General features: G+C 66.4%; 13 protein-coding genes. 8 read left to right on the top strand and 5 right to left on the bottom strand.

Translation table 11 applies throughout. The features are described 5' to 3' along the window. Positions 1 to 39: 39 nt before the first annotated feature. The 5 genes from ASC68_RS10945 to ASC68_RS10965 all read right to left on the bottom strand — a co-directional run bounded on the left by ASC68_RS10945 (position 40) and on the right by ASC68_RS10965 (position 5444). The gene (locus ASC68_RS10945; RefSeq protein ID WP_055878668.1) at positions 40 to 1146 is read right to left on the bottom strand and encodes a PotD/PotF family extracellular solute-binding protein; all 1107 of its coding nucleotides are present in this window, start codon (positions 1144 to 1146) and stop codon (positions 40 to 42) included. 33 nt (positions 1147 to 1179) lie between these two features. After that, entirely contained in the window at positions 1180 to 2313 is a 1134-nt protein-coding gene (locus tag ASC68_RS10950) for an ABC transporter ATP-binding protein (RefSeq protein WP_055878671.1), read from the bottom strand. A 123-nt stretch (positions 2314 to 2436) separates the two neighbouring features. Further along, positions 2437 to 3207: a glucose 1-dehydrogenase gene (locus ASC68_RS10955; protein ID WP_055878674.1), complete on the bottom strand. Its 771-nt coding sequence runs from the start codon at positions 3205 to 3207 to the stop codon at positions 2437 to 2439. 95 nt (positions 3208 to 3302) lie between these two features. After that, entirely contained in the window at positions 3303 to 4043 is a 741-nt protein-coding gene (hutC, locus tag ASC68_RS10960; protein ID WP_248310524.1) for a histidine utilization repressor, read from the bottom strand. Positions 4044 to 4097: 54 nt separating this feature from the next. Continuing rightward, on the bottom strand, positions 4098 to 5444 hold the full coding sequence (locus ASC68_RS10965) for a formimidoylglutamate deiminase (protein WP_055878681.1): 1347 nt from the start codon (positions 5442 to 5444) through the stop codon (positions 4098 to 4100). A 93-nt stretch (positions 5445 to 5537) separates the two neighbouring features. Here ASC68_RS10965 and hutI point away from each other — a divergent pair, with 93 nt between their 5' ends. Genes hutI through ASC68_RS11005 form a run of 8 tightly spaced genes read left to right on the top strand, consistent with a single transcriptional unit; the run spans position 5538 to position 13439 of the window. After that, positions 5538 to 6767: an imidazolonepropionase gene (gene hutI, locus ASC68_RS10970; RefSeq protein ID WP_055878684.1), complete on the top strand. Its 1230-nt coding sequence runs from the start codon at positions 5538 to 5540 to the stop codon at positions 6765 to 6767. After that, positions 6764 to 8299, top strand: coding sequence for a histidine ammonia-lyase (gene hutH / locus ASC68_RS10975; RefSeq protein ID WP_055878687.1), 1536 nt, complete (start codon positions 6764 to 6766; stop codon positions 8297 to 8299). Before hutI ends, hutH begins: the two co-directional genes overlap by 4 nt. After that, positions 8299 to 9108: an N-formylglutamate deformylase gene (gene hutG / locus ASC68_RS10980; protein WP_055878690.1), complete on the top strand. Its 810-nt coding sequence runs from the start codon at positions 8299 to 8301 to the stop codon at positions 9106 to 9108. The genes hutH and hutG overlap by 1 nt, the downstream gene beginning before the upstream one ends. Then, the gene (gene hutU / locus ASC68_RS10985; protein ID WP_055878693.1) at positions 9105 to 10775 is read left to right on the top strand and encodes a urocanate hydratase; all 1671 of its coding nucleotides are present in this window, start codon (positions 9105 to 9107) and stop codon (positions 10773 to 10775) included. The genes hutG and hutU overlap by 4 nt, the downstream gene beginning before the upstream one ends. Before the next feature lie 7 nt (positions 10776 to 10782). After that, positions 10783 to 11403, top strand: coding sequence for a HutD family protein (locus tag ASC68_RS10990; RefSeq protein ID WP_055878696.1), 621 nt, complete (start codon positions 10783 to 10785; stop codon positions 11401 to 11403). Positions 11404 to 11434: 31 nt separating this feature from the next. Beyond that, on the top strand, positions 11435 to 11740 hold the full coding sequence (locus ASC68_RS10995; RefSeq protein ID WP_055878698.1) for an ETC complex I subunit: 306 nt from the start codon (positions 11435 to 11437) through the stop codon (positions 11738 to 11740). A gap of 12 nt (positions 11741 to 11752) precedes the next feature. Beyond that, complete coding sequence (locus tag ASC68_RS11000) at positions 11753 to 12691, top strand: TraB/GumN family protein (RefSeq protein WP_055878701.1); 939 nt, start codon at positions 11753 to 11755, stop codon at positions 12689 to 12691. A gap of 4 nt (positions 12692 to 12695) precedes the next feature. After that, positions 12696 to 13439 carry a sulfite exporter TauE/SafE family protein gene (locus ASC68_RS11005; protein WP_055878703.1) on the top strand — a complete coding sequence of 248 codons (744 nt, stop codon included), beginning with the start codon at positions 12696 to 12698 and terminating at the stop codon, positions 13437 to 13439. Positions 13440 to 13607: the final 168 nt, after the last annotated feature.

Below are 13607 nucleotides of genomic sequence, written 5' to 3' on the forward strand. Positions count from 1 at the left end.
CGGGACGGCACAGAGCGCCGTCCCGAGTTCGAAGCGAGATCAGCCCTGCATGATCTTCTTGAATTCGCCGAACCAGGTGCTCTCGTTCTCGACCTGGACCTGCGAGGAGATGCGGATCAGGTGCTCGAAATCCTCCGGCTTGGTCGGATAGGACGGATCGCCGACGAGATCGGCCGGCGGGGTGAGACCGGGGACGACGCCCGGCAGCCCGAGGCCATCGAGCCACACCTGCTGGGCGTCCTTGGTGATGGCGAAGTTGATGTACTGCTTGGCCCAGTAGAGCTCGTTCTCGGGCAGGCCCTTGGGGATCCAGAGACCATCCGTGTCGAACTTGGCGCCCTCCTCGGGGACCGTCCAGGCGATGTTGACGCCGTTCTTTTTGGCTTCGCGGGCATTGGTCGAGATGGTGACCGCGAGGTCGATCTCGCCGTTCTGGAACCAGGTGGTGAAATCCGGATCCTCGCCGAGCAGCGGCGCCTGCTGCTTGACCTTGGCGATGAAATCCCAGGCCGGCTGCATGTTGGCGGGGATATCCTCGAGCTTGCCGCCGCCGGCGACCTGGGCCGGGAAGTGGAAGCCGATACCGTCGTTGTAGAGCGCGATGCGGCCCTTGAACTTGGGATCGAGCAGCACCTGCAGCGAGGTCGGGGCGCCATCCGGGAAGGCCTCGGGACGGTAGGCCAGCACGTAGACATAGCCGTAGGTGTTGACGATCGGATAGCCCTCGAGCCCGACAGGCTTGGCGAGGTCCGTGGTGCCGGCGAGGTTCGAAAGATCGGACAGATCCTCGGTCACGCCACGCAGTGCAGACTTGGTGGCATTGGTGGTGGTGTCCCAGTTGATGTGGATCGGGGGCACCCGGTTCTGCGCCACCGCCGCCCACACCTTGGGCTGGATCTCGTTGTCTTCGGTCAGGTCGTGCCGGACGGCGATGCCGGTGGCAGCGGTGAAGGGGTCGGAAACGCCCGCCTTGAGGCTATCGACCCACGAGCCACCCCAGGCCCGCACGATGATTTCGGCGGGCTTGGCCGGTTCCTGGGCAAATACCCGTGTCGCGAAGCCGGAGGCTGCGATGCCGCTCAGCGCGGCGGCGCCGCCGAGGAATTTGCGGCGGGACAGGGCAAGGATGGATTTGTGATCAGTCATGGTTTCTCTCTCCTATTGTCTCTACCAGCCGGCTCAGTTGGGGAAGGTCAGCACATCGCGTGCGTTCCAGCCCATCGCCACGTTGTCCCCGATGGCGAATTGTTTGTGAGCCGCTGGATCATGATCGAACACGCGCAGTAGCGTGCCCGGGGCTAGGTCTATCTCGTAGACGAGGCGTTCACCCTCGAAGATGGCGTCGCGGACGACACCGCGGCTGGTGGTCTGGCAGCCGGAAAGCTCGGCTTCGGACGATGCCAGCCGGACCTGTTCGGCGCGCAGCGCACCGGTGACCGAAGCGCCAACCGAGGGTGCAGGGCCTTGTGCCGCCCAGGTGCCGGTGACCTCGCTGCCACCGACATCGAAGCTGACGGCATCACCTGAGGTCGCCGTGACCTTGCCCGAGATGAAATTCGTAACGCCGATAAAGCCGGCGACAAAGGCATTGGCCGGCGTGCGGTAGGTCGCTGACGGTGGCGCCTTCTGCTGGATAACGCCCTTGTCCATCACGATCACCTCGTCCGAAACGACGAGGGCCTCGCGCTGGTCATGGGTGACATTGATGGTAGTGACGCCGAGCTCGCGCTGGATGCGGCGGAACTCGAGCTGCATCTCCTCGCGGAGCTTGCGATCGAGCGCCGCCAGCGGTTCGTCGAGTAGCAGCAGGTCGGGCTCGAACACCAGGGCGCGGGCAATGGCCACGCGCTGCTGCTGCCCGCCCGAAAGCTGGTGGATGCGCCGATCGGCATAGCCGCCGAGGTGGACGAGATCGAGATAGCGCTGCACCCGCTCCGGGATGGTGGTCGCATCGAAGCGCCGCATCTTGAGCGGGAACGCGACGTTCTCAGCCGCGGTCATGTGGGGAAACAGCGCCAGCTTCTGGAACACCATGCCGATCGACCGCTTGTGCGGCGGCGTGGCGCTGACCGGCTTGCCGTTGATGAAGATCTCGCCCGCGCTGGGCTTCTGAAAGCCGGCGATCATCCGCAACAGCGTGGTCTTGCCGGACCCCGAAGGCCCGAGAATGGTCAGGAAGCGCCCGTCCTCGAGATCGAAGGAGGCGTCCTTGACGGCATGGAAATCGGCAAAGCTCATGTCGACATTGCGCACCGATACCGCGACGCGGGTCGCCTGGGCGGCACGACCTTCAATGCCGGCTTCAATCGTCATAACTTCCCCTCGAACAGGCCAGTCGCAGCCACCTCATGCCAATAATGTCTATACATATCGACCTGTGTGTCAACACGACTTGTGCAGTTTTCCTTTCTGCACAAAGATTGTGCAAATGGCGCGTCAGATGGAGGCAAGGTAGCCTCCGTCGATCGCCAGGCACTGCCCCGTCACATAGGCCGATGCGGTGCTGGCGAGGAAGACGACAGGGCCGCCGACATCCTCGGCCAGCCCGAAGCGGCCCTGCGGGATCTTTCCCAGCATGCCGGTGGCCCAGGCCTCATCGGCATAGAAACCTTCCGTCATCTCGGTGCGGAAATAGCCCGGCGCGACCGCGTTGACGCGGATGCCGTGCCGAGCCCATTCCGCCGACAGGGCGCGGGTCATGCCGAGCAACCCGGATTTCGACGAGCCGTAGGGGACGGCGGTGGGCACCCCCACATAGGAGGTCAGCGAACAGAGGTTGATGATCGAGCCACCGCGATCGCGGGAGGCCATACCGCGCGCCGCCGCCTGGGCGCAGAAGAAGCTGCCCTTGAGGTTGGTGTCGACGATGCTGTCCCACAGGGCTTCATCGACATCGAGCGACGGCGCGACGCTTTCGAACCCGGCATTGTTGACGAGGATGTCGATCGGCCAGCTCGCGTCCAATTCACCGATCGCCGCAGCAATGCCGGCGACATCGGTGACGTCGAGCTCGAGCGCCCGGCCAGGCTCACCGGCTGCAGCCACCTGGCTCAGCGTCGCGTCGAGGCTGGCACGGGCACGCGCCGTGACGCAGACCTCGGCGCCGGCCGCCGCGAGGGCAATGGCAATCCCCTGCCCCAGGCCGCGACTGCCGCCGGTCACCAGGGCGCGCCTTCCCGTGAGGTCGAAGGCAGATTTGCTAGACATGCAGCCTCCTCCCAGAGATGCAGTTGACGAGTATCAGCACTTTCAGTCACTCATGTCTATACATAATGTCGGTAGGATCGCGACCCGATGCGCGGTCACGACGATGGGGTGAAGGTGGCGACGAGGGCGTGGCGATCCCCCGGATAGGTCAGCCGCACCTGAGTGACGGCAGCGCCGCCGCTCCAGGTCCGCCGCTCGATCACGAGGCATGCCGTCCCCTGCTCGATCCCCAGTTGCTCGGCGGTCGTGGCGTCCGCTGCTGCCGCATGAATGCGGTGTTCTGCCGAGCTCCACGGCACCTGGCTCAGCAGCCACTGTCCCGGCGGGACCTTGGTGAAATCCGCCTGGTCGGCGCCCTCGACACTGCTCAGATTGATCAGCCGCTGTTCGAGGCAGAACGGCTTACCGCCTGCCAGGTGGACGCAGGTGATATCGAGGATCGCCGTACCGATGGGCACATCGAGCAGCAGCCGATCGGCGCCTTGGGCTTTCCGCTTCGTCACCCGCGGAACATTGAAGGCATAGGGAAGCTTGAGCGATTCCACTTCCTTGCGGATGTCGCTGATCTCGAGCACCGCGGATTGGGTGTGCGGCTGGCTGACGAAGCTGCCGCTCTTTTTCACCCGCTCGATCAGCCCGGCCCGCGCCAGCTGGGTCAGGACCTTGTTCACGGTCATCCGCGAGCAGCCATACTCGCGAGCGAGATCCACCTCGAACGGGATGCGGTGGCCGATGGGCCATTCCCCCGAAACGATCTTGCCTTCAATGTCATTGAGGATGCGCTGGTGGAGCGTGCCGGCTTCGGTGTCACGCTCGGCAGTCACTAGTGTGCTCACGCTCATCCAATCCCGTGCTTCAAACCAAAGCTAACCGATGTTCCGCCGATGGGGTCAAGCCCCAAGCAGGCGGCGCATGGTCGACTCGAACCGCCGCCGAATGGCGTCCGACTTAACATGTTTGCCATCGACCACTTGCTTCTTGCCGCCGACCCAGACATCCGCCACCGAGACCCCGGAGGCGAACACAAACGCGTCGAGCTGATCAGCCGGCGGCAGGTAAGGCGCACCGGCGGCCGAGAATGACACCAGGTCGGCGGGGTTGCCGACTGCAATCCCCGACTGCACCCCGAGCGCCTGCGCTCCACCCTCTGCCGCCAGATTGAGGAGCTCAGCGGCGGTCGACTGTCCGGCCCTCGCGATGACGTTGCGGCTCTGCTGCGCCAGGCGCTGGCTGTATTCCAGCTGCCGCAGCTCACCGGCGAGCGAGATCTGGACGTTGGAATCCGAGCCCACGCCCAGGCGGCCGCCCTGCGCGACGAATGCGGCGCCGGCAAATATGCCGTCGCCAAGGTTGGCTTCGGTAATCGGGCAGAGACCCGCCACTGCCTTTTTCGCGGCGATGCCCGCTACCTCATCGGCAGTGAGATGGGTGGCATGGATCAGGCACCAGCGCTGATCGACCGGCGCGCCGGCAAGCAGCAGCTCAACGGGGCGGGCGCCGGTGGCGGCAACGCAGTTTTCGACCTCCAGCAGCTGCTCCGCGATGTGGATGTGCACGGGCCGCCCTTCGGCGAGCGGCAGGATCTCCCGGATCTCGTCGATGGTCGCGGCCCTCAGGCTGTGCGGGGCGATGCCCACCACCGCGCCCTCCAGCGCGCGGACCGCGCGCCGCGAAGCGGTCACCAGTTCGGCAAAGCGAGCCGTGTCGTTGATGAAGCGCCGCTGCCCCTCGATCGGCGGTTTCGGCCCGAAGCCTGAGTGCGCGTAGAACACCGGTAGTAGGGTCAGGCCGATGCCCGCCTCGGCACTGGCGGCCGCGATGCGTTCCGCGATCTCCGCGATGTTGCCATAGGGGCGGCCATCGACGTCGTGATGCAGGTAGTGAAACTCGCCGACCCGCGAGAAGCCCGCCTCGAGCATTTCGACATAGAGCTGGGCCGCCACCGCCTCGACGTCGTCGGGCGTCATCGTCAGGGCGAAGCGATACATCTGGGTCCGCCAGCTCCAGAAGCTGTCCTCACCAGGCCCACGCCTCTCGGTCAGCCCCGCCATGGCGCGCTGGAAAGCGTGGCTGTGGAGGTTGGGGACCGCCGGCGCCAGCAGCGCATGGCGCTCGTCTGCGACAGCCGGCGCACTCCCCTCTGCCACCGAGGTGATCAGCCCGTTCTCGATCCCGATGCTGACATCGCGGGCGAGACCGGTGGGAAGCAAGGCGGCGGCGGCGAACAGCTTGGTCATCGAGCGATCCTGACGGGACAAACGGAAAAACTCTCTTGTCATCGACCCTATTATGTCTATACATCTTTTAGGACGATTGAAAGCGGACATGCAATGCCGACACCAATCCCCAGCCTCGACGCCGACGTGAAACTATGGCGGAACGCCCGCCTCGTGACGATGGCCACCCCCTCGGTCGAGCCGATTGAAAACGGTGTCGTCGTCACCTCCGGCGAACGCATCGTTTTCGCCGGCGCCGCGTCGGAGGCGCCTGATATCGACGGCGCGCAGCAGATCGACCTCGGCGGCCGGCTGGTCACCCCGGCGCTGATTGATTGCCACACCCACATCGTGCATGGCGGCAACCGCGCCCGTGAGTTCGAAATGCGGCTCGAAGGCGCCAGCTATGTCGAGATTGCCAAAGCGGGGGGCGGCATCGTCTCGACCGTTCGGGCCACCCGAGCGCTGTCGGTCGAGGAACTTGTCGAGCAGGCCCTGCCGCGCCTCGACACGCTGATGGCCGAAGGCCTCGCGACCATCGAGATCAAGTCGGGCTACGGCCTCAGCATCGAGGCGGAGCTGAACATGCTGCGCGCCGCCCGCGAGCTCGGCAACCGGCGCGCGGTGCGCGTCGTCACCTCGTATCTGGGCGCCCACGCGACGCCCGAGGAGTACCGGGGACGCAACGGAGCCTATCTCGACGAGGTGGTGCTGCCCGGCCTCAAAGCGGCGCATGCCGACGGGCTGGTCGACGCCGTCGACGGCTTTTGCGAGGGCATCGCCTTTTCGCCCGAGGAGATCGCCCGGGTTTTCGACCTGGCGCGGGAGCTCGGGCTGCCGGTGAAGCTCCATGCTGAGCAGCTGAGCCATCTCGGCGGCACGCTGCTCGCCATCCGTTACGGTGCGCTCTCGGCCGATCATCTCGAATACATCGACGATACGGACGCCGCGGCAATGGCCGCCGCAGGCACCGTGGCCGTGCTGTTGCCGGGGGCCTTCTACGCCATCCGGGAGACGCACAAGCCCGATATCGCCGCGCTGCGCCGGCATGGCGTCGCCACCGCTGTCGCGACCGACTGCAATCCCGGCACCTCGCCCCTCACCTCGCTGCTGCTGGGCATGAACATGGCCGCCACCCTGTTCGGGCTGACGGTCACCGAATGCATGGCCGGAACGACGCGCATAGCGGCGCAGGCGCTGGGGCTGCTCGAGCAGACCGGCACGCTCGAGGCCGGCAAGTCCGCAGACTTCGCGGTCTGGAACTGCGCCTCGGTGGCCGAACTCACCTACCGCATCGGCTTCAACCCGCTGCATCGCCGCATCTTCAAGGGCAAGGCAACATGACTATCACGCTCACACCGGGGAGCGTCTCGCTCGAGACGCTGTCCGAGATCTTCTGGAACGGCACTCCTGCGGTGCTCGATCCGGGATTCGACGCCGCGGTCGACCGCGCCGCGGCCCGCATTGCCCAGATCGCTGCCGGCAACGCCCCGGTTTATGGCGTCAATACCGGCTTCGGCAAACTGGCCTCGATCAAGATCGAGGCAGCCGATCTCGCCACGCTGCAACGCAACCTGATCCTGTCGCACTGTTGTGGCGTCGGTGCGCCGCTGGCGGAGAACATCGTGCGGCTGGTCATGTCGCTGAAGCTGGTGTCGCTGGGGCGCGGTGCATCCGGCGTGCGGATCGAGCTCATCCGGCTGATCGAAGCCATGCTGGCGCGCGGCGTCATCCCGCTGATCCCGGAAAAGGGGTCGGTCGGCGCCTCTGGCGACCTGGCGCCGCTGGCGCATATGACGGCGGTGATGATCGGCGAGGGCGAGGCGTTCTATCGCGGCGAACGCGTTGGTGGCCGCGAGGCGCTTGAGCGGGCCGGGCTTACCCCGGTGGTGCTCGCCGCCAAGGAGGGCCTGGCGCTGATCAACGGCACGCAGACCTCGACGGCGCTGGCACTTGCCGGGTTGTTCCGCGCGCATCGCGCCGCCCAGGCGGCGTTGATCACCGGCGCCATGTCGACCGACGCCGCGATGGGCTCTTCCGCGCCCTTCCATCCCGATATCCATACCCTCAGGGGGCACCAGGGCCAGATCGATGCGGCAGCGGCGCTCCGCACGCTGCTCGCCGGCTCAGCCATTCGCGAGAGCCATGTCGAAGGTGACGAACGGGTCCAGGATCCCTACTGCATTCGCTGCCAGCCGCAGGTCGATGGCGCCTGCCTCGACCTGCTTCGCAACGCCGGGCAGACTCTTGAGATCGAGGCCAACGCCGTCACCGACAACCCCCTGGTGTTGTCCGATGGCAGCGTGGTGTCGGGCGGCAATTTCCACGCCGAGCCGGTGGCCTTCGCGGCCGATCAGATCGCCATCGCGGTGTGCGAGATCGGCGCCATTGCGCAGCGGCGCATCGCCTTGCTGGTCGATCCGGCCCTCTCCTACGGGCTGCCGGCGTTCCTCGCCAAGAAGCCAGGGCTCAATTCCGGCCTGATGATTGCCGAGGTCACCTCGGCGGCGCTGATGAGCGAGAACAAACAGATGGCCCATCCGGCCTCGGTCGACTCCACCCCCACCTCGGCCAACCAGGAAGACCATGTCTCGATGGCCTGCCACGGGGCGCGCCGGTTGCTGCAGATGACCGAGAACCTGTTCGGCATTATCGGCATCGAGGCGCTGACGGCGACGCAGGGTGTCGATTGCCGGGCGCCGCTGCAGACGGGCACCGAACTGATCAAGGCTCGCTCGGCGCTTCGCGCTGTCGTCCCCGAACTCGAGGAAGACCGCTACATGGCGCCCGACATCGCCGCCGCCGTGACGCTGGTCGCCAATGGTGGCCTCGCCAGCGCCATCGGACCTGGCATCCTGCCGGGGCTGGCGCACTGATGGAGATCTTCGAGCTCCACCGGGGCACCTCGCCCGTCATCCTGGCATTCCCGCATACCGGGACCTGCGTGCCGCCCGAGATCCAGGATCGGCTGAACGACAACGGCAAAATCCTCGCGGACACGGATTGGCACATCCACCAACTCTATCGCGGCCTGCTGCCGGGCGCCTCGACCATCCGCGCCACCCACCACCGTTATGTCATCGATGTGGGTCGCGATCCCACCGGCGTCAGCCTTTATCCGGGCCAGAACACCACTGGCCTCGTCCCCGAAACCGACTTCGACGGGGTACCGATCTGGGCCGAAGGCGGCTTCGCCGACGCTGCCGAGATTGAGCGGCGGCTGGCGGTGTTCCACGCCCCTTACCACGCGGCGCTGACGGCCGAAGTCGAGCGGGTCCGCGCGGCGCACGGCGTCGCCATCCTGTTCGATTGCCACTCGATCCGCTCCAACATCCCGTTCCTGTTTCAGGGCACGCTGCCGGATTTCAACGTCGGCACGGCTGACGGAAAGTCCTGTGCACCCGCCGTCGAAGCCGCCGTCTACGACGTCGCGCGGGCGGCCGAGGGCTACAGCTCGGTGCTCAACGGCCGCTTCAAGGGCGGCTGGACGACACGCCACTACAGCAACCCGGCCGGCGGCGTGCAGACGATCCAACTCGAACTGGCGCAGGCCACGCACCTCGTTGCAGAAGCGCCGCCCTTCGAACTCGACCCCAGCAAGTCGGAACGCCTGCGCGCCCAGCTGGGCGAAATGCTGCAGCGCCTTGAGGCGCTTGCCCCCTCTCTCGCGGAAGCAAAGCCATGACCGATCCCCGCCACAACATTCGAGAAGTCCGTGCCCCTCGCGGCACCCAGTTGCGGGCCAGGAGCTGGCTCACCGAGGCGCCGCTCCGCATGCTGATGAACAACCTCGACCCCGATGTCGCCGAGAACCCCAACGAACTGGTGGTCTATGGCGGCATCGGCCGGGCGGCTCGCACCTGGCAGGATTTCGATCGCATCGTCGCAGCTCTCGAAAAGCTCGAGGCCGACCAGACCCTGCTGGTCCAGTCGGGGAAGCCCGTTGGGGTGTTCCGCACCCACGCGGATGCGCCGCGCGTGCTGATCGCCAACTCTAACCTCGTGCCGCACTGGGCGACCTGGGATCACTTCAACGAGCTCGATAAGAAGGGCCTGGCCATGTACGGCCAGATGACCGCCGGCTCGTGGATCTATATCGGCACCCAGGGCATCGTGCAGGGCACCTACGAGACGTTCGTCGAAGCCGGCCGCCAGCACTATGACGGCAACCTCAGGGGCAAGTGGATCCTCACCGCGGGCCTTGGCGGGATGGGCGGAGCCCAGCCGCTCGCCGCCGTCATGGCCGGCGCCTCCTGCCTCGCCGTCGAGTGCAACCCGGACTCGATCGATTTCCGCCTCCGCACCCGCTACCTGGACGAGAAGGCGACAACGCTGGACGAGGCGCTCGAGATGATCGCGCGCTGGACCAAAGCCGGCGAGGCGAAATCGGTGGGCCTGCTCGGGAACGCCGCCGAAATCCTGCCGGAGATGGTGCGCCGCGGCATTCGCCCCGACCTCGTCACCGACCAGACGTCGGCGCATGACCCGATCAACGGCTACCTGCCCAAGGGCTGGAGCATGGCCGAATGGCGCGAGAAGCGCGAGAGCGCCCCCAAGGTGGTCGAGAAGGCAGCGCGCGCCTCGATGCGCGAACATGTCGAGGCGATGCTGGCCTTCTGGGACCGGGGCATTCCGACGCTCGACTACGGCAACAATATCCGCCAGGTCGCCAAGGACGAAGGACTTGAGAACGCCTTTGCCTTCCCGGGCTTCGTGCCGGCCTATATCCGCCCGCTGTTCTGCCGCGGCATCGGCCCGTTCCGCTGGGCGGCGCTCTCGGGCGACCCCGAAGACATCTACAAGACCGACGCCAAGGTGCGCGAGCTGACGCCGGGCAATACGCACCTCCACAACTGGCTGGACATGGCGCGGGAGCGCATCGCGTTCCAGGGCCTGCCGGCGCGCATCTGCTGGGTCGGCCTCGGCGACCGTCACCGCCTGGGCCTCGCCTTCAACGAGATGGTCCGCAGCGGCGAACTGAAGGCGCCCGTGGTCATCGGCCGCGACCACCTCGATTCGGGTTCCGTGGCCTCGCCGAACCGCGAGACCGAGGCGATGCAGGATGGCTCCGACGCGGTTTCGGACTGGCCGCTGCTGAACGCGCTGCTCAACACCGCGTCGGGCGCAACCTGGGTCTCGCTCCACCATGGCGGCGGCGTCGGCATGGGTTTTTCACAGCATGCCGGCATGGTGATCTGTGCCGACGGCACCGACGATGCGGCCCGCCGGCTGGAACGCGTACTGTGGAACGATCCGGCGACCGGCGTGATGCGGCACGCCGATGCCGGCTACGAAATCGCCCTCGATGTCGCACGCAAGAAGGGGCTCGACCTCCCCGGTATCCTTGGCTGAGGACGCCATGCGGCTCACCCGGTTCGAGGACCTGCCCGTCACGCCCTGGCGAAACGGCGGTGGCGTTACCCGCGAGGTTGCCGCGCGCCACGACGCCGGCGCCGGGTCCGACTTCCTGTGGCGCCTCAGCATCGCCACGGTCAATGCCGACGGCCCGTTCTCGACATTCGTCGGGATCGACCGGACGATCGCCGTCCTGAGCGGACGCGGCATCGCGCTGCGACTGCCCGATCGTACGGTCTCTGTAACCGACCACAGCGAACCGTTCTCCTTCGCCGGCGAAGTGCCCGTGCACGCTAGTGTCCTCGAAGGCGAAACGACCGACCTCAATGCGATGACACGGCGCGGGTGGTTCACGCATAGGATGCGTCGGTTGCATCAGGATGGGACCTTCTCCATCGCAGGGGTGGCCGCCGAAACGGTGCTGGTGTTTGGCGGCAGGACGGTTGTCGAAGGGCTGGGCGGGCCGCTTGCAGCCGACCCGTTCGACGCACTCGTGGGCATCGCGCCTGGACAGCGCATCACCGTCCGCCCGGAGCCCGGAGCCCCGACTTACCTGATCGAGTTCTTCCGATCTCGAGGGGAACAGAAGGACTCGAAAGAGCGCCCAGAAACCCCTATGAGTTAGTCCAATTCGGACAACAGGACTCGAAGTAACGATGACGGCACGAATCTACCGGCCTGCGCCCAATGCCATGCAGTCCGGCCGGGGCAAGTCCAAGGAATGGATCCTGGTGCATGAGCCGGCCGCCCCGCGCGAAATCGAGCCCCTGATGGGCTACACCTCGAGCACCGATACGCGGGCGCAGATTCGCCTCACCTTCGACACCCTCGAAGAAGCTGAGGCCTATGCGCACAAGAACGGCATTGCCTACCAGGTGCTGCCCGACCACAAGCCGACGGTGAAGCGCACCACCTACTCGGACAATTTCCGCTCCGATCGCAAAACGCCCTGGACCCATTAAGGGCCCGCGGCGATGAGGGCATTCCTCCGCCGCACCCTGTTGCTGCTGTCGTTGCTGGCCGGGCTCGCTCCCGCCGCAACGCCGGCGGCCCCTGCCCTGTGGCGGGTCAGCGATGCCGACAGCTCCGTCTGGCTGTTCGGCTCCATCCACATTCTCGACAAGGACCGGGACTGGCGGACGCCACGCTTCGACGCAGCGCTCGCCGAGGCCGAGCACGTCTATTTCGAGATGGTGCTGGACGTGGACGCCTACGCCACGTTCACCCGACTATCGATGCTCTATGGCATGAACCGGGACGGGCGGCAGCTCAGCGACTACCTGACCGGCGAACAGCAGGACACGCTGCAGGCCTTCCTCGATGAGCACGGCTTGCTGCGCGACCTGATCGAGCCGATGCGGCCATGGATGGCGGACCTGACGCTGATGAGCATGAGCCTTTCGGCAGGCGGTGGTGGCGAAAGCGCGATGACGCAGCAGGCCGGCGTCGAGCTGGTGCTGCTCGACGAAATTGCCGAGGACCGGCGGCGCGAGCTGGAAACAGCGGAAACGCAGTTCCGGCTGTTCGCAGGACTGCCCGATGCCGAACAGGTCACCTCGCTGATGCGCACCATTGCGGCGAGCGACAGCCCCGACCAGGGCCTGGGCGCCTTGGCCGACCTGTGGCACGCCGGCGACGTCGAAGCGCTGGCGCGCACGATGAATGCGGCGCTCGGGCCGGTCGACTCGCCGACCTATCGGCGCATGCTGGGCGATCGTAACCGCCGCTGGACCACCGAGATCGCTGAGATGCTGGCGAACAACGAGGACGCCATGATCGTGGTCGGCGCGGGACACCTCGCCGGCCCGGTCGGCGTGCCAACACTGCTCGGCGAAGCAGGATTCAAGGTCGAGCGGATGGATCGTTCGGTGGCGCCCGCCAGCGCGACCGGCCGGCCGAACAGGCGCCGGTAGCACGATGGACCAGATGCTGGTGTTGATCGCCGTCGGCGCGGCTTTGGCCGGGTTTGCGCAGGGCGTTTCCGGCTTTGCCTTCGCGCTGGTGGCGCTGTCGGTGTGGGCATGGGGCGTCGATCCCCGGCTGGCGGTGGTGCTGTCGGTGTTCGGTTCGCTGGTCGGGCAACTGGTGACGCTGCCCTTCGTGTGGCGCGGCTTCAGCGCGAAGGCGGCGCTGCCGTTCATCATCGGCGGACTGATCGGCGTGCCGATCGGTGCGCAGTTGGTAGGTGCGGCCGACCCAAATCTGTTCAAGTTCGGACTAGGGCTGTTCCTTGTCGCCTATTGCCCACTGATGCTGCTGCTGCGGCCCGACCTCCGGTTCAGTTGGGGCGGAGGGGTGGCCGACACGGCAATCGGCTGGATCGGCGGAGTGCTCGGCGGCATGGCGGCAATCTCGGGTCCGGTACCGACGCTGTGGACGACACTGCGCGGCTGGAGCAAGGACGAGCAGCGCGGCGTGCTGCAGGGCTTCAATATCGCCATGCACACGGCAACGCTGACCGTCTACCTGATCGCCGGGACGCTCGAAGCCGAGATGCTCGGCGCCCTGGCACTGACCGGCGTGGTGCTGGTGCCGTTCGCCATCCTCGGCGTGCTGGTGTTCAAGCGGCTGACGACAGTGGGGTTTCGACGCGTTGTGCTGGTCGGGCTGACCGCGTCAGGGCTGGTGCTGATCTGGGGGGCGGTGGTGGCTTGGGTGTAACGGCCAGCATCGCGGCTGTGGCCCCCCACCCTTGATCCCTCCCCACAAGGGGACGCGGTAGCGCCCTGAGGGGAGGGAGACGCCATTACCGGCATTTCGGTTCTATCGCCCTTCCCTCCCCTTGATGGGGAGGGATTAAGGGTGGGGTGGGGCCGCGATCTCGATAAC

The organism is Devosia sp. Root105, from assembly GCF_001424865.1.
Classification (GTDB): domain Bacteria; phylum Pseudomonadota; class Alphaproteobacteria; order Rhizobiales; family Devosiaceae; genus Devosia_A.

Excerpts from the sequence above, each read along its gene's own strand:
- hutH (WP_055878687.1), top strand. The coding sequence starts at position 6,764 with ATGACTATCACGCTCACACCGGGGAGCGTCTCGCTCGAGACGCTGTCC.
- ASC68_RS10950 (WP_055878671.1), bottom strand. The coding sequence starts at position 2,313 with ATGACGATTGAAGCCGGCATTGAAGGTCGTGCCGCCCAGGCGACCCGC.
- hutU (WP_055878693.1), top strand. The coding sequence starts at position 9,105 with ATGACCGATCCCCGCCACAACATTCGAGAAGTCCGTGCCCCTCGCGGC.
- ASC68_RS10945 (WP_055878668.1), bottom strand. The coding sequence starts at position 1,146 with ATGACTGATCACAAATCCATCCTTGCCCTGTCCCGCCGCAAATTCCTC.
- ASC68_RS11005 (WP_055878703.1), top strand. The coding sequence starts at position 12,696 with ATGGACCAGATGCTGGTGTTGATCGCCGTCGGCGCGGCTTTGGCCGGG.
- ASC68_RS11000 (WP_055878701.1), top strand. The coding sequence starts at position 11,753 with ATGAGGGCATTCCTCCGCCGCACCCTGTTGCTGCTGTCGTTGCTGGCC.
- ASC68_RS10990 (WP_055878696.1), top strand. The coding sequence starts at position 10,783 with ATGCGGCTCACCCGGTTCGAGGACCTGCCCGTCACGCCCTGGCGAAAC.
- hutG (WP_055878690.1), top strand. The coding sequence starts at position 8,299 with ATGGAGATCTTCGAGCTCCACCGGGGCACCTCGCCCGTCATCCTGGCA.
- ASC68_RS10995 (WP_055878698.1), top strand. The coding sequence starts at position 11,435 with ATGACGGCACGAATCTACCGGCCTGCGCCCAATGCCATGCAGTCCGGC.
- hutI (WP_055878684.1), top strand. The coding sequence starts at position 5,538 with ATGCCGACACCAATCCCCAGCCTCGACGCCGACGTGAAACTATGGCGG.
- ASC68_RS10955 (WP_055878674.1), bottom strand. The coding sequence starts at position 3,207 with ATGTCTAGCAAATCTGCCTTCGACCTCACGGGAAGGCGCGCCCTGGTG.
- ASC68_RS10965 (WP_055878681.1), bottom strand. The coding sequence starts at position 5,444 with ATGACCAAGCTGTTCGCCGCCGCCGCCTTGCTTCCCACCGGTCTCGCC.